At 69.0% G+C, this 18,643-nt stretch carries 18 protein-coding genes and 1 pseudogene; 14 read left to right on the top strand and 5 right to left on the bottom strand.

The features are described 5' to 3' along the window. Window positions 1–52: 52 nt before the first annotated feature. Window positions 53–1,123 carry a methyltransferase domain-containing protein gene (locus ACFYVR_RS11595; RefSeq protein ID WP_387472903.1) on the bottom strand — a complete coding sequence of 357 codons (1,071 nt, stop codon included), beginning with the start codon at window positions 1,121–1,123 and terminating at the stop codon, window positions 53–55. A 69-nt stretch (window positions 1,124–1,192) separates the two neighbouring features. Next, window positions 1,193–1,654 (bottom strand): SRPBCC family protein, encoded by a 462-nt coding sequence (locus ACFYVR_RS11590; RefSeq protein WP_387472901.1) that lies wholly within the window; start codon window positions 1,652–1,654, stop codon window positions 1,193–1,195. 109 nt (window positions 1,655–1,763) lie between these two features. On the opposite strand from ACFYVR_RS11590, the gene ACFYVR_RS11585 reads away from it, so the two are divergent. Next, window positions 1,764–2,243 carry a DUF309 domain-containing protein gene (locus tag ACFYVR_RS11585; RefSeq protein ID WP_387472899.1) on the top strand — a complete coding sequence of 160 codons (480 nt, stop codon included), beginning with the start codon at window positions 1,764–1,766 and terminating at the stop codon, window positions 2,241–2,243. A gap of 40 nt (window positions 2,244–2,283) precedes the next feature. Here ACFYVR_RS11585 and ACFYVR_RS11580 read toward each other — a convergent pair whose 3' ends face one another. Together ACFYVR_RS11580 and ACFYVR_RS11575 are read right to left on the bottom strand one after the other, a co-directional pair. Next, a complete protein-coding gene (locus ACFYVR_RS11580; RefSeq protein WP_387472897.1) occupies window positions 2,284–2,406 on the bottom strand; it encodes a hypothetical protein in 123 nt (40 codons plus the stop codon). 579 nt (window positions 2,407–2,985) lie between these two features. Then, window positions 2,986–3,123, bottom strand: a complete 138-nt coding sequence (locus tag ACFYVR_RS11575; protein ID WP_387472895.1) for a hypothetical protein — start codon at window positions 3,121–3,123, stop codon at window positions 2,986–2,988. 201 nt (window positions 3,124–3,324) lie between these two features. On the opposite strand from ACFYVR_RS11575, the gene ACFYVR_RS11570 reads away from it, so the two are divergent. Genes ACFYVR_RS11570 through ACFYVR_RS11540 form a run of 7 tightly spaced genes read left to right on the top strand, consistent with a single transcriptional unit; the run spans window position 3,325 to window position 12,631 of the window. Next, the gene (locus tag ACFYVR_RS11570) at window positions 3,325–4,116 is read left to right on the top strand and encodes a TIGR03084 family metal-binding protein (protein WP_387472893.1); all 792 of its coding nucleotides are present in this window, start codon (window positions 3,325–3,327) and stop codon (window positions 4,114–4,116) included. Window positions 4,117–4,121: 5 nt separating this feature from the next. After that, window positions 4,122–5,855, top strand: a complete 1,734-nt coding sequence (locus ACFYVR_RS11565; protein ID WP_387473127.1) for an acyclic terpene utilization AtuA family protein — start codon at window positions 4,122–4,124, stop codon at window positions 5,853–5,855. Next, a complete protein-coding gene (locus ACFYVR_RS11560; protein ID WP_387472891.1) occupies window positions 5,852–7,003 on the top strand; it encodes an acyl-CoA dehydrogenase family protein in 1,152 nt (383 codons plus the stop codon). The genes ACFYVR_RS11565 and ACFYVR_RS11560 overlap by 4 nt, the downstream gene beginning before the upstream one ends. Before the next feature lie 34 nt (window positions 7,004–7,037). Continuing rightward, complete coding sequence (locus ACFYVR_RS11555) at window positions 7,038–8,636, top strand: acyl-CoA carboxylase subunit beta (protein ID WP_387472889.1); 1,599 nt, start codon at window positions 7,038–7,040, stop codon at window positions 8,634–8,636. 7 nt (window positions 8,637–8,643) lie between these two features. After that, complete coding sequence (locus tag ACFYVR_RS11550; protein ID WP_387472888.1) at window positions 8,644–10,686, top strand: biotin carboxylase N-terminal domain-containing protein; 2,043 nt, start codon at window positions 8,644–8,646, stop codon at window positions 10,684–10,686. Then, complete coding sequence (locus ACFYVR_RS11545) at window positions 10,683–11,843, top strand: acyl-CoA dehydrogenase family protein (RefSeq protein WP_387472887.1); 1,161 nt, start codon at window positions 10,683–10,685, stop codon at window positions 11,841–11,843. Before ACFYVR_RS11550 ends, ACFYVR_RS11545 begins: the two co-directional genes overlap by 4 nt. Then, window positions 11,843–12,631, top strand: coding sequence for an enoyl-CoA hydratase family protein (locus ACFYVR_RS11540; protein WP_387472886.1), 789 nt, complete (start codon window positions 11,843–11,845; stop codon window positions 12,629–12,631). The genes ACFYVR_RS11545 and ACFYVR_RS11540 overlap by 1 nt, the downstream gene beginning before the upstream one ends. Before the next feature lie 112 nt (window positions 12,632–12,743). On the opposite strand, the gene ACFYVR_RS11535 is transcribed toward ACFYVR_RS11540, so the two are convergent. Beyond that, entirely contained in the window at window positions 12,744–12,878 is a 135-nt protein-coding gene (locus ACFYVR_RS11535) for a hypothetical protein (RefSeq protein WP_387472884.1), read from the bottom strand. 166 nt (window positions 12,879–13,044) lie between these two features. Here ACFYVR_RS11535 and ACFYVR_RS11530 point away from each other — a divergent pair, with 166 nt between their 5' ends. The 6 genes and pseudogenes from ACFYVR_RS11530 to ACFYVR_RS11505 all read left to right on the top strand — a co-directional run. After that, window positions 13,045–13,668, top strand: coding sequence for a TetR/AcrR family transcriptional regulator (locus ACFYVR_RS11530; protein WP_387472882.1), 624 nt, complete (start codon window positions 13,045–13,047; stop codon window positions 13,666–13,668). 352 nt (window positions 13,669–14,020) lie between these two features. Further along, entirely contained in the window at window positions 14,021–14,395 is a 375-nt protein-coding gene (rpsL, locus tag ACFYVR_RS11525) for a 30S ribosomal protein S12 (RefSeq protein WP_345349761.1), read from the top strand. Continuing rightward, window positions 14,395–14,865 carry a 30S ribosomal protein S7 gene (rpsG, locus tag ACFYVR_RS11520; RefSeq protein ID WP_345349758.1) on the top strand — a complete coding sequence of 157 codons (471 nt, stop codon included), beginning with the start codon at window positions 14,395–14,397 and terminating at the stop codon, window positions 14,863–14,865. The genes rpsL and rpsG overlap by 1 nt, the downstream gene beginning before the upstream one ends. Before the next feature lie 138 nt (window positions 14,866–15,003). Then, window positions 15,004–17,106, top strand: a complete 2,103-nt coding sequence (fusA, locus tag ACFYVR_RS11515; protein ID WP_387472879.1) for an elongation factor G — start codon at window positions 15,004–15,006, stop codon at window positions 17,104–17,106. A 105-nt stretch (window positions 17,107–17,211) separates the two neighbouring features. Then, window positions 17,212–18,402 (top strand): elongation factor Tu, encoded by a 1,191-nt coding sequence (gene tuf, locus ACFYVR_RS11510; protein WP_387472877.1) that lies wholly within the window; start codon window positions 17,212–17,214, stop codon window positions 18,400–18,402. A 77-nt stretch (window positions 18,403–18,479) separates the two neighbouring features. Beyond that, window positions 18,480–18,643, top strand: a pseudogene (locus ACFYVR_RS11505) (hypothetical protein); the annotation flags it as partial.

Below are 18,643 nucleotides of genomic sequence, written 5' to 3'. Positions count from 1 at the left end.
TTCAACGGGACGAAGGTGGCCTTCGGCTCTTTCAACGGGACGAGGGGCGCCTTCAGCTGAGGCGGTAGAAGCGCCAGAACCCGAAGTTCTCGATCGGGAGGATCTCGAATCCGGTGAACCCGGCCTCGGTGGCGTAGTGGCGCAGGGTGTCCGGCCGCATCACGGTTCCGGTGCCCGCGCTCGGCGGGTGGCTCATGCCGTCGGGGAGGCAGACGAACAGGCTGAAGCCGTACATCAGGCGTTCGGTCTCGTCGCCGGGTGCGGCGAACTCGGGTGCCACCGCCTCGTCCATGATCACCGCGCACCCTCCGGGACGCAGCGACCGCCGTGCGGCGTCGAGAACGGCGACCGGATTCGGCATGTCGTGCACGCATTCGAACGCGAACACCACGTCGAACGTGTCGGCGGGTAGCTGGGCCGCGTCGCCGGCGTGGAACCTCGCCCGGTCGGCGGCCGCCGCGGCCGCGTTGGCGGTGGCCATCTCGACGGACGGCTCGTCGATGTCGTAGCCGTCGACGGTCGCGTCCGGGTAGGCGCGCGCCAGTGCGATGGACGACCAGCCGCCGCCGCACCCGATGTCGGCGATCCGGGCGTGCGGTGCTCGCAGCAGTGCGTCCAGGTCGGGCACCGACGCCAACGCCGGAGCCAGCTCGCGTTCGTACCACGGCCGGTTCATGTCGGCCTGCGATTCGCGGGCGTCGGAACCGAATTCGGCCCAGCTCACGCCCCCGCCGGTCCGGTACGCGTCGAGCAGCGCGGGAAGCTGACCGGCCGCGCCGGCGAACATTCGGGCCAGCGGCGCGAGATAGGCCAGGCTCGCGGTGTCGGTCAGCACCTCCGCGGCGGCGGGGGAGAGTGCGAACCGCCGGCTGTCCGGGTCGCCGGTGTCGTCGACGTCCAGGATCCCGGTCACGGCCTGCTGTTCGAGCCACTCCTGGGCGTAGCGGCGGTGGGTGCCGGTGCGGGCGGCGAGCTCGCCCGCCGTGGCCGCCCCGTCCGACGCCAGGCTCCGGTACCACCCGAGCCGGTCGCCGAGATGTATCGCGAGCAGGTCGACCGCGGCCAGGCTCGCGTCGAGTATTCGTTGGGCCAGCGCGTCGACGGGGCTGAGGGTGGTGGACACGGCCGTCCTCCTTCGATCACGGATCGGATGTGTCCATCGTCGCCCCGGATCCGGCCGGGCGACAGGGTTTCAGGCGTCGACGTGCGGACCGGACAGCTTCTCGACCTTGTCGCGCAGGGTCGCCTCCGTCTGGGCGATGGCGGTGCCGACGATCGGTTCGACGATCTTCGCCAGTGCCCGGCCCAGCAGTCCGCCGGGCAACGTGTAGTCGAAGTCGACGGCGAGTTCGGTGCCGCCGTCCGGAGTCTGGGTGAATCGCCAGGTGGACGAGCTCTCGATGCCGTCGATCGAGTCGAGGACGATCACCCTGTCCCGCTCCCACTCGGTGATCCGGACCCGGGAGTGCAGCGCTTTCGGGCCCAGTTGCAGGGTGACGTCGAAGATTGCGCCGAGCCCCTGCGACTGCCGGCCCACGGGGTCGAACCGGGTCACGCCGAACATCCAGTCCGGGACGTTGCGGTAGTCGTCGACGTAGGCGAAGCCGGTGCTGACGTCGGTCCGCGCCAGCGCGGTGCGATGGATGTGGCCCATGGTTCTCCTCTGACGGTCGGGTACCAGACCCTGTAACCGACGGTAACGGTTATATCGCCGGATGGGGAGACCCTTTTGCCGGGCGGAGTCGGAGAAATAGGGTGAATCGGTGGATCGGACGCCCCGGGAACGCGACGCGCGGGGCCGACCGCGCAACGCACGGCCCCGCGACGGTCTGGGGCGGCCCTTGCCGCGCGGCGCGGCCGGAGTGCCCCGCGCACCCGAGGGTGTTGTGCGCACTCCGGCGGAGACCATCGCGCTGGCGCAGCGGCTCCTCGACGACACCCTGCCGTTCCATGCGCACGAGGTGCTCGAGGATGCGTGGAAGTCGGCACCGGACGCCGAACGTCCGCTGTGGCAGGGACTGGCTCAGCTGGCGGTCGGGCTGACGCATCTGCTCCGCGGCAACCGTGCGGGCGCTCGCTCGCTGCTCGAGCGTGGCCGGGAGCGGATCCGGCCCTACGCCGCGCAGCCGCCGCACGGACTCGCCGTCGCCGGCCTGCTCGACTGGGCGGATCGTCTCCTGCGGGACCTCGACGGGGGAGCGGTCCCCTCGCGCGACGTCGTCGTTCCCCGGCTGGCCGGATGACGGCGTCGGGTCGGCGGGTCTCCCGCAGCCGCGGGTGCGGTCAGGGAAAGGTGCTGCCGACCAAGTGATCGCCGGTGTCGCTGCCGACGACGAGGTCGTTGACAGGCGCGAGGGCGAGCGGGCGCCCGGCCAGCTCGACGGGCAGGGTTTCGATCGATCCCATGTGGGCTCCTGACGGTGTGGGAGGTGTGCGCCCGAACGGCGGCGTCGCCAGGGTGCGTACGTGTGCGACGCGCGTCCGTTCTACCCCACCGGAACCGGACGTCGCGTGAAAACGGCTGATCGATGTCAGTGAAAACCGTTGATGTGGAAGGAGAATGCACACAGCCGCGGGACCACCCGAAGATCGGGTGGTCCCGCGGCTGTGCGGGAGCTCGCTGCGACTAGGCCGACAGGCTGTCCGACGAACCGGAGAGGTTGCCGAGAAGGTTGAACACGGTGGCGAGAGCGGTGAAGAGGCTGGAGATTTCGGACGAGGTCATGGGAACTCCTGTTCGTACTGCATGGACACGCCCCGGCGGCGTTCGCGTATGTTCTACCCGACGTGACCTGTCCGTGACCACACTTTCGTCGGACTGTTCACCTTCTGTAGGTGGTCCGGTCTCTTCGGTGGACGGCAGGCGCGTCGAGCGTTCCGCTCCGGGGAGGGCCGACCGCCGCCCTTCGGGTCAGGATCCGGGGAGGCCGACGTCGACACTGCCGGACGGGAATCCGAAATCGACGCTGCTACCTGGCAATCCGATCATGCTGCTACGGCGATGCCGCCGGGGATGGTGGGTGCGAGTAGTGCCGCGAGAACGCTGCCGAGGTCGGGCAGGAAGGGCATGGGGGGCTCCTTCGTCAGGACACGGGGAGGGCCGGTGCCCGGGAGGGCAGGCATCCGTTCTACCTCGCCTCGACGTCGTCCGTACCCGCTTTTCGCTCATCGGACGTAGCGTTCAACATCATTGACACGCAACGTGTTTCGCGAAGGTGCCGGACCTTCCGGGCGATGGGCGATCGACCAATAACAAGCAAGCGTGCTTGCTTTTTTATTGACGTGGGGTGATGCTGGACACATCGTGGTACCGGAGGGAGAGCGATGGCGGACTTGGAGAGCGTGACGGCCGACCTGAGGGCCGAGGGTGACGTACTGGATGCGCTGGTCGCCGACCTCGAGCCCGAGCGCTGGCGCACCCCCACCGCCGCGCCCGGCTGGAGCATCGCCCACCAGATCGGCCACCTCGCGTGGACCGACAGGGCCGCGCTGCTGTCCGTGACGGACCCGGCCGCGTTCACGCAGTCGCTGGCGGCGGCCTGGGGGAACCCGGCGGGGTTCGTGGACGCCGGCGCGGAGGCCGAGGCCGCCCGACCGCCCGGTGCGCTGCTCGCGGACTGGCGGACCGGGCGCGACGCGCTCGCCCGCGCACTCGCGGCAGTTCCCTCCGGCGTCAAGCTGCCGTGGTACGGGCCGCCGATGAGCGCGATGTCGATGGCGACCGCACGCCTGATGGAGACGTGGGCCCACGGCCAGGACGTCGCGGCGGCGCTCGGTGTCGAGCCGGCACCGACCGCCCGACTGCGGTCGATCGCGCACCTCGGCGTTCGTACCCGCGACTTCGCCTACACCGTCCACCAGCTCACCCCGCCGACCGAGCAGTTCCGCGTCGAACTCGTGGCGCCGGACGGTGACACGTGGGCGTGGGGGCCGCCGGACGCCGCGCAGCGGGTGACCGGTCCGGCGCACGACTTCTGCCTGCTCGTCACGCAGCGTGCCCACCGCGACGACCTCGCGCTGACGGCGGTCGGGCCGGATGCCGACACCTGGTTGGGCATCGCCCAGGCCTTCGCCGGGCTACCCGGCGCCGGGCGGACACGGAAGGCGGACGGGTGACACCAATCCAGTCGATCCGGATCGGCAACTGCTCCGGCTTCTACGGCGACCGCGGGTCGGCCGTCCGCGAGATGCTCACCGGCGGCGATCTGGACTACCTGACCGGCGACTACCTGGCCGAGCTGACGATGCTCATCCTCGGCAAGGACCGGATGAAGGACCCGGATCTCGGTTACGCCAAGACCTTCCTGCGGCAGATGGAGGACGGCCTCGGCCTCGCCCTCGATCGCGGCGTGAAGATCGTCGTCAACGCGGGCGGGCTCAACCCCGCCGGACTGACGGCCAGGCTCCGTGACCTGGCGGACCGGCTCGGGCTGTCGGCGGCGTGCGCGTACGTCGACGGCGACGACCTGACCTCGCGCGCAGGCGAACTCGGTCTGGGCGCGCCGCTGACCGCGAACGCCTACCTCGGTGGGTGGGGCATCGCGGAATGCCTGGGCGCAGGCGCGGACGTCGTCGTCACCGGCCGGGTCACCGACGCCTCGCTGGTCGTCGGCCCCGCCGCGCACCACTTCGGTTGGCAGCGCACCGACTACGACCGGCTCGCGGGAGCGGTCGTGGCCGGACACGTGGTCGAGTGCGGCACCCAGGCCACGGGCGGCAACTTCGCGTTCTTCACCGAGATCCCCGACCTCACCCGCCCGGGATTCCCGATCGCCGAGATCCGCGAGGACGGCTCGTCGGTGATCACGAAACACGAGGGCACCGGCGGCGCCGTCACCGTCGACACCGTCACCGCGCAGCTGATGTACGAGATCCAGGACGCGCGGTACGCCGGCCCCGACGTCACCACGCGACTCGACACGGTCCGACTCACCCAGCAGGGGCCCGACCGGGTCGAGATCGCCGGGGTGCGCGGTGAGGCGCCGCCACCGCGGCTGAAGGTCTCGCTGACCACCCTCGGCGGCTTCCGCAACGAGATGGCGTTCGTGCTCACCGGACTCGACATCGACGCCAAAGCCGACCTCGCCCGCAGCCAGCTCGAGTCCTGGCTTCCCGTACGCCCGGCGGAGTTGACGTGGGACCTCGCGCGCCTCGATCGCCCGAACGCCGAGACCGAGGAGCAGGCGAGCGCGATCCTGCGCTGCATCGTGCGGGACGCGGACCCGAACACGGTCGGCCGTGCGTTCTCGAACGTTGCCGTCGAACTCGCGCTCGCCAGCTACCCGGGTTGCACCTTCCTGTCGATGCCGGGCAACGGCTCGGCGTACGGCGTCTACACGCCGGGTTACGTCGACGCCGACCAGGTTCCGCACACAGCGGTGCTGCCGGACGGCACCCGGGTGGACATCGCGCCCGCCGAGGACACGCGTCCACTGACCGCCGTCGACGACCCGGAGCTGCCGACCGCGCTGCCCGCGGGGGACTGCAGGGACCTGCCGCTCGGCACCCTGGCCGCGGCTCGCAGCGGCGACAAGGGCGGCAACGCGAACATCGGTGTCTGGGTGCGCACGGACGAGCAGTGGCGTTGGCTCGCACACGCTCTCACCGTCGACGAGATCCGGCGACTGCTGCCCGAGGCCGCGACGTTGCCGATCACCCGGACCCTGCTTCCGCAGCTGCGTGCCGTGAACTTCGTGATCGAGGGCATCCTCGGCAAGGGCGTCGCCTACAACGCCCGGTTCGACCCGCAGGCCAAGGGTCTGGCCGAGTGGCTCCGGTCGCGGCACCTGCCGATTCCCGGCGCACTGCTCGAACCGACCACCACCGACACCGTACTCCGGGAGGCCGCATCGTGACCGACGCCTGGAACACCCCCGAACGCCGCGAACTGCGCGAGACGGTGCGCCGTTTCGTGGACAAGGACGTCCTGCCGCACCAGGACGACTGGGAGCGGTCCGGGGAGATTCCCCGCGAACTGCACCGGCGCGCAGGCGAACTCGGACTCCTCGGAGTCTCCTTCCCTGAATCCGTCGGGGGCGGTGACGGTGAGCCGATCGACGCGGTCGTGGTGTGCGAGGAGATGCACTACGCCGGCTGTTCGGGAGGGCTGTTCGCCTCCCTGTTCACCGGCGGGATCGCGTTGCCGCACCTGGTGGCTGCCGGCGAACCCGAGCAGATCGAACGGTGGGTGCGACCGACGCTGGCCGGTGAGCTGATCGGCTCGCTCGCGATCACCGAACCAGGTGGGGGCTCCGACGTCGGGCACCTGACCACCCGGGCCGTGCGCGACGGTGACGACTACATCGTCAGCGGCGCCAAGACGTTCATCACCTCCGGATGTCGCGCCGACTTCGTCGTGACCGCGGTCCGCACCGGCGGCGAGGGCGCAGGCGGGGTGTCGCTGCTCGTGATCGAGAAGGGGACACCGGGATTCACCGTCTCCCGCAAGCTCGAGAAGATGGGGTGGCTGGCCTCCGACACCGCGGAACTGTCGTTCGTGGACTGCCGGGTTCCCGCCGCGAACCTGGTCGGGGCCGAGAACACCGGCTTCGCCCAGATCGCGCAGGCCTTCGTGACGGAGCGGGTCGCACTCGCCGCGCAGGCGTACTCGAGTGCCCAGCGCTGCCTCGACCTCACCGTCGACTGGTGCCGCGACCGCGAGACGTTCGGTCGGCCGCTGATCAGCAGGCAGTCCGTGCAGAACACGCTGTCGGAGATGGCCCGCAAGGTCGATGTCGCCCGCGTGTACACCCGCTCGGTGGCGGAACGGTACACCGCCGGGGACGACAACCTCCTCGCCGAAGTGTGTTTCGCGAAGAACACCGCGGTCGAGGCCGGGGAGTGGGTGGCACACGAGGCGGTGCAGCTGTTCGGCGGGCTCGGCTACATGCGCGAGAGCGAGGTCGAACGCCAGTACCGCGACATGCGGATCCTCGGCATCGGCGGAGGCACGAACGAGATCCTGACCTCCCTGGCCGCAAAGGTCCTGGGGTTCCAAGCGTGACCGACGAGATTCCTGACAAGTGGGGTGGCACACGATGACACAGATCGGATCGACACTCGACACCGCCGGCGAGGGCTTCGTCGCCGCCGCGGAGTCGATGCAGACCAAGCTCGCCGAGATCCAGGCGGAGTGGGACAGGGCACTCGCCGGCGGCGGGGAGAAGGCGGTGGCCCGGCACCGGGGACGCGGCAAGCTCCTCGCCAGGGAACGGATCGAACTGCTCGTCGACGAGGACTCGCCGTTCCTGGAACTGTGCACGCTCGCGGCGTGGGGCAGTGAGTTCCCGGTCGGGGCGAACGTGGTCACGGGCATCGGCGTGGTCGAGGGCGTCGAGTGCATGATCGTCGCGAACGACCCGACCTCCCGCGGCGGCGCCAGCAACCCGTGGACGATCAAGAAGAGTTTCCGGATCAACGAGATCGTCGAGCAGAACCGGCTTCCGCTGATCTCCCTGGTGGAGTCGGGCGGAGCGGACCTGCCCACCCAGAAGGAGGTCTTCATCCCGGGCGGCCGGATGTTCCGCGACCTGACGCGCGCGTCGGCGGCCGGTATCCCCACCGTCGCACTGGTCTTCGGAAACTCCACCGCGGGCGGCGCCTACATCCCCGGCATGTCCGATCACGTGGTGATGATCAAGGAACGGTCCAAGGTGTTCCTCGGCGGACCTCCGCTGGTGAAGATGGCCACCGGCGAGGAGTCCGACGACGAGTCGCTCGGCGGCGCCGAGGTGCACGCCCGCACCTCCGGTCTCGCCGACTACTACGCCCAGGACGAGTACGACGCCATCCGCATCGGCCGCAACATCGTCAAGCGGCTCAACTGGCGCAAGCAGGGGCCCGCTCCGCGCGCGGACGTGACCGAGCCGCTCTTCGACGCCGAGGATCTGCTCGGGATCGTGCCCACCGACCTCAAGGTTCCGTTCGATCCGCGGGAGGTGATCGCCCGGATCGTCGACGGATCCGACTTCGACGAGTTCAAGCCCCTGTACGGCAGCTCGCTCGTCACCGGCTGGGCGGAACTGCACGGCTACCCGGTCGGCATCCTCGCGAACGCGCGCGGGGTGCTGTTCTCGGAGGAGGCGCAGAAGGCCGCGCAGTTCATCCAACTCGCCAACCGGGCCGACACCCCGCTGATCTTCCTGCACAACACAACCGGCTACATGGTCGGGAAGGAGTACGAGCAGGGCGGGATCATCAAACACGGCGCGCTGATGATCAACGCGGTGTCGAACTCGACGGTCCCGCACATCTCGATCCTGATGGGCGCCTCGTACGGCGCGGGCCACTACGGCATGTGCGGGCGCGCCTACGATCCCCGGTTCCTGTTCGCCTGGCCGAGTGCGAAGTCGGCGGTGATGGGCCCGGCCCAGCTCGCCGGCGTCATCTCGATCGTGGCCCGTGCCAGTGCCGCCGCGAAGGGGGCCCCGTTCGACGAGGAGGCCGACAGGGGTATGCGGGCGATGGTCGAGGCCCAGATCGAGGCCGAGTCGCTGCCGATGTTCCTGTCCGGCCGGGTCTACGACGACGGCATCATCGACCCCCGCGACACGCGCACCGTGCTGGGTCTCTGTCTCTCGGCGATCGCCACCGCCCCGATCGAAGGCACCGAGAACTTCGGTGTCTTCAGAATGTGAGCCCATCGTGACTGTCGCACCGAATGCGATCACCTCGGTCCTGGTCGCGAACCGCGGCGAAATCGCCCGCCGGGTCTTCGCCAGCGCCCGGACGGCGGGCCTGACCACCGTCGCCGTCCACTCCGACGCGGACGCCGCCGCCCCGCATGTGAGGGACGCCGACGTCGCGGTGCGGTTGCCCGGCAACACCGCCGCCGAGACGTACCTGCGTGGCGCCACTATCGTCGACGCGGCCCTCGCCGCCGGGGCCGACGCGATCCACCCGGGTTACGGATTCCTCTCCGAGAACGCGGAATTCGCCAAGGCAGTCCAGGACGCGGGACTGACGTGGATCGGCCCGCCCGTGAAGGCGATCGAGCTGATGGGCTCGAAGGTCGAGTCCAAGAAGATGATGGCCGCGGCCGGTGTGCCCGTTCTCGCCGAGCTGGACCCCGACCGCGTCACCGAGGCCGACCTGCCGGTACTGATCAAGGCGTCCGCGGGCGGCGGGGGACGCGGCATGCGCGTGGTGCGGAGCCTCGCGGAGCTGCCGGCTCAGCTCGAGGGCGCACAGGCCGAGGCGCTGTCGGCATTCGGTGATCCGACGGTGTTCTGCGAGCGGTACCTCGAGACCGGCAGGCACATCGAGGTGCAGGTGATGGCCGACGTCCACGGCACGGTGTGGGCGGTCGGAGAGCGCGAGTGCTCGATCCAGCGCAGACACCAGAAGGTCGTCGAGGAGGCGCCCTCGCCGCTGGTGGAGCGTCTCGAGTCCGCCGGAAACGGCATGCGCGGCAAGCTGTTCCGGGCGGCGGTCGACGCTGCCGCCGCGATCGGATACGTCGGTGCGGGCACCGTGGAGTTCCTGGCCGACTCCGACGGCGGCTTCTACTTCCTGGAGATGAACACCCGCCTGCAGGTCGAGCACCCGGTCACCGAACTCACCACCGGACTCGACCTGGTCGAGCTGCAGTTCCAGATGGCGCAGGGCGCCGCGCTCGGCGTCCGGCCGCCCGACGCGAACGGTCACGCGATCGAGGTCCGGCTGTACGCGGAGGATCCAGCGCAGGACTGGCAGCCGCAGTCCGGCACCGTGCACCGCATCGAGATCCCCGGCGTCGACACCGAATTCGGCGTCCCCTCGGCGCCGCGCGGGCTCCGGCTCGACTCCGGCATCGTCGACGGGTCGGTGGTCGGGGTGTTCTACGACCCGATGCTCGCGAAGCTCATCGCGTGGGCGCCGACCCGGCAGGGCGCCGCGAGCCGGCTCGCCGCCGCGTTGACCAGGGCGAAGATCCACGGCCTCGTCACCAACCGCGACCTGCTCGTGAACGTGCTGCGTCACCCCGCTTTCCTGGCCGGCGCCACCGACACCGCGTTCTTCGACCGGCACGGGCTCGAGGCGCTCGCCGCCCCGATCACCGCGCCCGAATCCGAACGCACCGCCGCGCTCGCGGCTGCGCTCGCGCAGTCCGTGGCCCACCGTCGATCCGCGAAGGTCGACGGCGCACTGCCGAGCGGCTGGCGCAACGTCACCTCGCAGCCGCAGCGCAAGGTGTACGGCAGTGCCCGGGCCACACACGAAGTCGACTACCTGTTCCGTCGCGGCGGGATCCTCGACACGACGGCCGTCGCCGACGTCGACCTGGTGTCCGCGACCGCGGACGAGGTCGTACTCACCGTCGGTGGGCTCACCCGCCGCTTCGAGGTGGCGCGGTACGGCGACCTGGTCTGCGTCGACTCCCCGCTCGGCCCCAGCACCTTCCGGGCGGTGCCCCGATTCGTCGACCCGGCGACCGCCGTCGCCGCCGGATCGCTGCTCGCCCCGATGCCCGGAACCGTCGTCCGACTCGGCGCCGCGGTCGGGGACCGGGTCGTTGCGGGGGCCCCGATCCTGTGGCTCGAGGCCATGAAGATGGAGCACACCGTCGCGGCTCCCGCCGACGGTGTGGTCACCGAACTGAACGTCGCCGTGGGCGTGCAGGTCGACGTCGGGCAGGTCCTGGCCGTCGTGGACACCGAACCGTCACACGGACATCGAACCGACACCGAGCAGGGAGTGAGCCGATGAGTTTCATCGAGACCGACGAGCAGAAGGAACTGCGCTCCGCCGTCGCGAGCCTCGCGCGGCGCTACAACCACGTCGACTACGTGCTCCCGAAGGCACGCAAGGGCGAGCCGCTCACCGAATTGTGGAACGAGGCGGGCAAACTCGGGTTCCTCGGCGTCAACCTGCCGGAGCAGTACGGCGGCGGCGGGGCGGGCATCTACGAGCTGGCCCTGGTCCAGGAGGAATTGGCCGCCCAGGGGGCGGGGCTGCTGCTCGTGGTGGTGTCGCCGGCGATCTGCGGGACGATCATCGGCAAGTACGGCACCGACGACCAGAAACGCGCGTGGCTGCCGGGCCTCGCCGACGGCAGCAGGATCATGGCGTTCGGCATCACCGAGCCCGACGCCGGATCCAACTCGCACCAGATCACCACGACCGCCCGCCGCGACGGGGACGACTGGATCCTGCGGGGGAACAAGATCTTCATCTCCGGCGTCGACCAGGCCGACGCGGTGCTGATCGTGGCGCGTACCGAGGACCACCGGTCGGGCACGCTGAAGCCGGCGCTGTTCATCGTCCCGACCGACGCCGAGAACTTCGTCCGGACGCCGATGGAGATGGACATCGTCGAACCGGACACCCAGTTCACCCTCTTCCTCGACGACGTTCGGCTGCCTGCCGACGCCCTGGTCGGCTCCGAGGACGCCGCGCTGATGCAGCTGTTCGCCGGGCTGAACCCCGAGCGCATCCTCGGCGCCGCGATGGCCGTCGGAATGGGCCGCTACGCGTTGGACGCGGCGACGAAGTACGCCACCGAGCGCACCGTGTGGAAGACCCCGATCGGCGCCCACCAGGGCGTCGCGCACCCGTTGGCGCAGTGCAAGATCGAACTCGAGCTCGCCAAGCTGATGATGCAGAAGGCCGCCACCCTCTACGACAGCGGCGACGACTTCGGTGCCGCGGAGGCGGCGAACATGGCCAAGTACGCGGCCGCCGAGGCCAGCATCAAGACACTCGACCAGGCGATCCAGACGCACGGTGGGGGCGGCCTGACCAAGGAGTACGGCCTCGCCGCGATGCTCGGTGCCGCGCGCATCGCCCGGATCGCGCCGGTGAGCCGCGAGATGATCCTCAACTTCGTCTCCCAGCACTCACTGGGCCTACCGAGGTCGTACTGATGGACCCCGATCGGTACGTCCGATCCGAGGTGTCGGGCGGCTTCGTCACGCTGACGCTGGACTCGCCGCACAACCGCAACGCCATCTCGTCGCGGTTGGTCGGCGAGCTGCGGGAGGCGTTGGCGGACGCGGCCGCCGACGACGCGGTCCGGGCCGTCGTCCTCACCCACACGGGGAGCACGTTCTGCGCCGGCGCCGATCTGTCGGAGGCGAGCGGGGCGACGGACGCGGACCCGGCGTCGCTCGCCGCGGGCCGCACCGCACAGATGACCGAGTTGCTCCGGGCGTTCCTGGAACTGCCGAAGCCGATCGTGGCGAAGGTGGACGGGCACGTCCGGGCGGGCGGGATGGGTCTGGTCGGGGCGTGCGACCTGGCGGCGGCGGGCCCGGCGAGTTCGTTCGCGCTGACCGAGTCGCGGTTGGGGCTGGCCGCGTCGATCATCTCGCTGACGGTGCTGCCCCGGATGTCGTCACGGGCGGCCGGTCGCTACTTCCTCACCGGCGAACGATTCGGGCCCGCCGAGGCGGAGGCGATGGGGCTGATCACGACCGCGGCCGCGGACGCCGACGCGACCGTGGCCGCGTGGCTCGGGGAGTTGGCGCGTGCATCCCCGCAGGGGCTGGCCGAGTCGAAGAAGCTGACGACCGCGCGGATGCTGGCGGATTTCGATCGGTACGGCGACGAGGTCGCGGCGCAGTCGGCGCGGTTGTTCGGTTCGGCCGAGGCACTCGAGGGGATGACGGCGTTCCTGCAGCGGCGACCACCGTGGTGGGCGCCGGCGCGGTGACGCGGGATTCGTGGCCCCGGAAATGCTCGGGGCCCGGACATGCTCGGGTCCCGGAAAAGGACGGAACCCGCGCCCCGTTGCGGGGCGCGGGTTCCGGTTGTTCAAGCCTGCGTCATGCGATGCCGGCGAGGTCACCCGCGGATCCGCTGAAGAAGGCGATCGCTCCGGCGAAGTCGCTGACAGCGCTGGTGAAATCGGCGACCTTCTGGATCGCGTCGATGATGTTGGCGAGATCGTCGGCGGTCATGCGGTGCTCCTATTGTTTATGTAACGGTCATACAACGGTTGGCCCCCCTCTAGGAGCCATCTCTTTCGTACCGAACCCAATTTGTGATTGCAATGTGATCCGAAACCTGCAACGTGCTGTTTTCCTCACTGTTACGTGAGGCGCGGTGTGAGAGGTGGCATAACCGATGCGTGAACCGCAGCAGGATCGCAGCCGGCTGACTCGGCAGAGGCTGCTCGAGGCGACCATCGACTGCCTCGCCGAGCAGGGCTGGGCCGCGACGACGGTCGGGGTGGTGGCGCAACGGGCCGGTGTCTCCCGCGGCGCGGCCCAGCATCACTTCCCCACCCGGGAGGAACTGATCACCGCCGCGCTCGAGTACATGTTCGACACCCGGATGCAGATGGCGCGGGACGAAGCGGGGAAGTTACCGGAGGGGCCGGGGCGCACGGCCGCGGTCGTGGCGCGTCTCGTCGACTACTACAGCGGGACGCTGTTCAAGGCGGCGCTGCAGGTGTGGACGGCGGCCGCGTCGGATCCGGCACTGCGGGAGCGGATCCTGCCGCTGGAGGACCGGTTCGGACGCACCGCCCACCGGATGGCGGTCGACCAGCTCGGCGTGGACGGCTCGGATCCGGCGGTGCGTGCGCTGGTTCAGGCCACCCTCGACCTGGCGCGTGGCCTCGGGCTGGCCGACGTCCTGACCGACGACTCGCGCCGCCGCGCGGAGGTCGTCTCGAGCTGGGCCGGCCAGCTGGAGATCGCGCTCGCCGGGCGGTCCTCGGCGACGGCCCACCCGGCCCTCGGCTGAGTCCGCGCGGGCCCGTCCGCCGAGCCGCTGCGGGCCGGTGGCCGGGCGCCGGGCGGGTGTGCGACGTCGCTTTGACCGCGCGGCTCGCGGCCGGGTATCGTTGTGGGTCGTGCCTGGACTTCCCGGGCCGATTTGTGTGCCTAGCGAGGTAAAGCCGCGCGCGCTGCCACGTCGAACGATGTGAGTTGCGAGCATCCGGCTGCCTGTGTGGGGGTATGCGACACGCCCGACCTCGTGGTCGAGGAATGGGTGAGGAGCAGCGTTTTCTTGCTCCAACTGCTAGATCCCTGAAAACACAACAGCCGCGTTCCCCCCGGTGGGGAGAACCGGCGAAAACCAAGAAAGCCGGTATATGCCAACCATCAACCAGCTGGTCCGCAAGGGACGGCGCGACAAGCCGTCGAAGCAGAAGACCGCTGCACTGAAGGGAAGCCCGCAGCGTCGTGGCGTGTGCACCCGCGTGTACACCACGACCCCGAAGAAGCCGAACTCCGCGCTGCGTAAGGTCGCCCGTGTGCGCCTGACCAGCTCTGTCGAGGTCACCGCGTACATCCCCGGTGAGGGCCACAACCTGCAGGAGCACTCGATGGTGCTCGTCCGCGGCGGTCGTGTGAAGGACCTCCCGGGTGTTCGCTACAAGATCATCCGCGGCTCGCTCGACACCCAGGGTGTCAAGAACCGCAAGCAGGCTCGTAGCCGCTACGGCGCGAAGAAGGAGAAGGGCTGATGCCTCGTAAGGGTCCCGCTCCCAAGCGGCCGCTCGTCGCGGATCCGGTCTACGGTTCGCCGCTGGTCACCCAGCTCGTCAACAAGATCCTGCTGGACGGCAAGAAGTCCACTGCCGAGCGCATCGTCTACGGTGCCCTCGAGCAGGCGCGGGAGAAGACCGGCACCGACCCGGTCGTCACCCTCAAGCGCGCGCTGGACAACGTCAAGCCCGCCCTCGAGGTCCGCAGCCGCCGCGTCGGTGGCGCCACCTACCAGGTGCCGGTCGAGGTTCGCCCGGGTCGCTCCACCACCCTCGCGCTGCGTTGGCTGGTGACCTTCTCGCGGCAGCGCCGTGAGAAGACGATGGTCGAGCGTCTGGCCAACGAGTTGCTGGATGCCAGCAACGGCCTGGGCGCGTCCGTCAAGCGTCGCGAGGACACCCACAAGATGGCCGAGGCCAACAAGGCGTTCGCGCACTACCGCTGGTGATTCGACGCCGGGCGGCACCTGGTACAGGTGCCGCCCGGGCGTCGTCACTGCAGTGTCGGGCCCGACAGGGCCGGCTGCGAATACAAGAAAACGTGGTCCGGTAGGGCCGACACCAAGCTACGAGCGGGGAAGAATCCTGTGGCACAGGAAGTGCTGACCGACCTGAACAAGGTCCGCAACATCGGCATCATGGCGCACATCGACGCCGGTAAGACCACCACCACCGAGCGCATCCTCTTCTACACCGGTGTGAACTACAAGATCGGTGAGACCCACGACGGTGCGTCGACGACGGACTGGATGGAGCAGGAGAAGGAACGTGGCATCACGATCACGTCTGCCGCCGTGACCTGCTTCTGGAACAAGAACCAGATCAACATCATCGACACCCCCGGCCACGTCGACTTCACCGTTGAGGTCGAGCGCTCGCTGCGCGTCCTCGACGGCGCCGTCGCGGTGTTCGACGGCAAGGAAGGCGTCGAGCCGCAGTCGGAGCAGGTGTGGCGTCAGGCCGCCAAGTACGACGTTCCGCGCATCTGTTTCGTCAACAAGATGGACAAGATGGGCGCGGACTTCTACTTCACGGTCCAGACCATCATCGACCGCCTCGGTGCGAAGCCGCTCGTCCTGCAGCTGCCGATCGGCGCCGAGGACGACTTCGACGGCGTCGTCGACCTCGTCGAGATGCGCGCCATCACCTGGCGTGGCGTCGTGCCGACCGGTGCCGAGCCGACCATCGAGGAGATCCCCGCGGATCTGGCCGAGAAGGCCGCCGAGTACCGCGAGAAGCTGCTCGAGACCGTCGCCGAGTCCGACGAAGCGCTGATGGAGAAGTACTTCGGCGGCGAAGAGCTCACGATCGAGGAGATCAAGGGCGCCATCCGCAAGATGACGGTCGCCTCCGAGCTCTACCCGGTGCTGTGTGGTTCCGCGTTCAAGAACAAGGGCGTTCAGCCCATGCTCGACGCGGTCATCGACTACCTGCCGAACCCGCTGGACATCGGTGAGGTGCACGGTCACGCGCTGAACAACGAGGAAGAAGACCTCACGCGCAAGCCGAGCAAGGAGGAGCCGTTCTCGGCTCTGGCCTTCAAGATCGCGGCGCACCCGTTCTTCGGCAAGCTGACCTTCGTGCGTGTCTACTCCGGCCGGATCGATCCGGGTGCCCAGGTGCTCAACGCCACCAAGGGCAAGAAGGAGCGCATCGGAAAGCTCTTCCAGATGCACGCCAACAAGGAGAACCCGGTCGACGAGGCCGTCGCGGGCCACATCTACGCGATGATCGGTCTGAAGGACACCACGACCGGTGACACCCTGTGCGCGCAGGACGCCCCGATCGTTCTCGAGTCGATGAGCTTCCCGGACCCGGTCATCCAGGTCTCGATCGAGCCCAAGACCAAGTCCGACCAGGAGAAGCTGGGCACCGCGATCCAGAAGCTCGCCGAAGAGGACCCGACCTTCTCCGTCGAACTCGACGAGGAGACCGGCCAGACTGTCATCGGCGGCATGGGCGAGCTGCACCTCGACATCCTCGTCGACCGCATGCGTCGCGAGTTCAAGGTCGAGGCCAACGTCGGCAAGCCGCAGGTCGCGTACCGCGAGACCATCACCAAGACGGTCGACAAGCACGAGTTCACCCACAAGAAGCAGACCGGTGGTTCCGGTCAGTTCGCGAAGGTGATCATCGCGCTCGAGCCGTACATCGGTGAGGACGGCGAGTCCTACGCGTTCGAGAACAAGGTCTCCGGTGGCCGCGTTCCGCGTGAGTACATCCCCTCCGTCGACGCCGGTGCTCAGGACGCCATGCAGTACGGCGTGCTCGCCGGCTACCCGCTGGTGAACCTGAAGCTGACCCTGCTCGACGGCGCGTACCACGACGTCGACTCCTCGGAAATGGCCTTCAAGGTTGCCGGTTCGCAGGCGCTCAAGGAAGCTGCCCGCAAGGCCGGCCCGGTCATTCTCGAGCCCCTCATGGCCGTCGAGGTCACCACGCCCGAGGATTACATGGGTGAAGTGATCGGCGACCTCAACTCCCGCCGTGGCCAGATCCAGGCCATGGAGGAACGCAGTGGTGCCCGTGTCGTGAAGGCGCTGGTTCCGCTCTCGGAGATGTTCGGCTACATCGGTGACCTTCGGTCGAAGACCCAGGGTCGGGCGAACTTCTCCATGGTGTTTGATTCCTACGCAGAGGTTCCCGCGAACGTCTCGAAGGAAATCATCGCCAAGGCGACCGGCGAGTAACACCAGCTGGGAGCACGACGCTGGCGAGTTTTCACCAGCTGAGCACGACCAAGTAAAAAAACCGCACTGCTGCATATCGCAAGCAACACAACAGGAGGCCATCAAGTGGCGAAGGCGAAGTTCGAGCGGACGAAGCCGCACGTCAACATCGGGACCATCGGTCACGTTGACCACGGCAAGACGACGCTGACCGCGGCCATCACCAAGGTCCTGCACGACAAGTACCCGGACCTGAACGAGGCCTCGGCCTTCGATCAGATCGACAAGGCGCCTGAGGAGAAGGCTCGTGGTATCACGATCAACATCTCCCACGTCGAGTACCAGACCGACAAGCGCCACTACGCGCACGTCGACGCGCCGGGTCACGCCGACTACATCAAGAACATGATCACCGGTGCCGCCCAGATGGACGGCGCGATCCTGGTCGTGGCCGCCACCGACGGCCCGATGCCGCAGACCCGTGAGCACGTGCTGCTCGCCCGCCAGGTCGGCGTGCCCTACATCCTCGTCGCCCTGAACAAGGCCGACATGGTCGACGACGAGGAAATCCTCGAGCTCGTCGAGATGGAGGTCCGCGAGCTGCTGGCTTCGCAGGAGTTCGACGAGAACGCTCCGGTCGTGCCGGTCTCCGCTCTGAAGGCGCTCGAGGGCGACGAGAAGTGGGGCCAGTCGGTCCTCGACCTCATGCAGGCCGTCGACGACTCCATCCCGGACCCGGTCCGTGAGACCGACAAGCCGTTCCTCATGCCCGTCGAGGACGTCTTCACCATCACCGGTCGTGGCACCGTCGTCACCGGTCGTATCGAGCGCGGCATCATCAACGTGAACGAGGAGGTGGAGATCGTCGGCATCAAGGAGACCTCCACCAAGACCACGGTCACGGGTATCGAGATGTTCCGCAAGCTGCTCGACTCCGGCCAGGCGGGCGACAACGTCGGTCTGCTGGTCCGCGGCATCAAGCGCGAGGACGTCGAGCGTGGCCAGGTTGTGGTCAAGCCCGGCACCACCACCCCGCACACCGAGTTCGAGGGCCAGGCGTACATCCTGTCGAAGGACGAGGGCGGTCGCCACACCCCGTTCTTCAACAACTACCGCCCGCAGTTCTACTTCCGTACCACGGACGTGACGGGCGTCGTGACCCTGCCCGAGGGCACCGAGATGGTCATGCCCGGTGACAACACCGAGATGACCGTCAAGCTGATCCAGCCGGTCGCCATGGACGACGGCCTGCGGTTCGCCATCCGTGAGGGTGGCCGCACCGTCGGTGCCGGTCGCGTCACGAAGATCATCAAGTGATTTCCTGATCACCAGATGATCTAGCTGTACCAACTGGAACGGCGCTCACCCTCCGGGGTGGGCGCCGTTTCTGCGCTCCGCGCAGTGGTGGGGGGTGGGGGGGGCCCCCCCCCCCCCCCCCCCCCCCCCCCCCCCCGCCCCGGGCCCCCCCCCCCCCCCCCCCGGGGGGGGGGGGGGGGGCGGGGGGGGGGGGGGGGGGGGCCCCCCCCCCCCCCCGGGGGGGGGGGGGCCCCGCGGCCCC

The organism is Rhodococcus sp. NPDC003318 (assembly GCF_042879035.1).
Lineage (GTDB): Bacteria > Actinomycetota > Actinomycetes > Mycobacteriales > Mycobacteriaceae > Rhodococcus_G.
The sequence above is the reverse complement of the archived record's forward strand: the minus strand, read 5'-3'. Positions and strand labels throughout refer to the sequence as shown.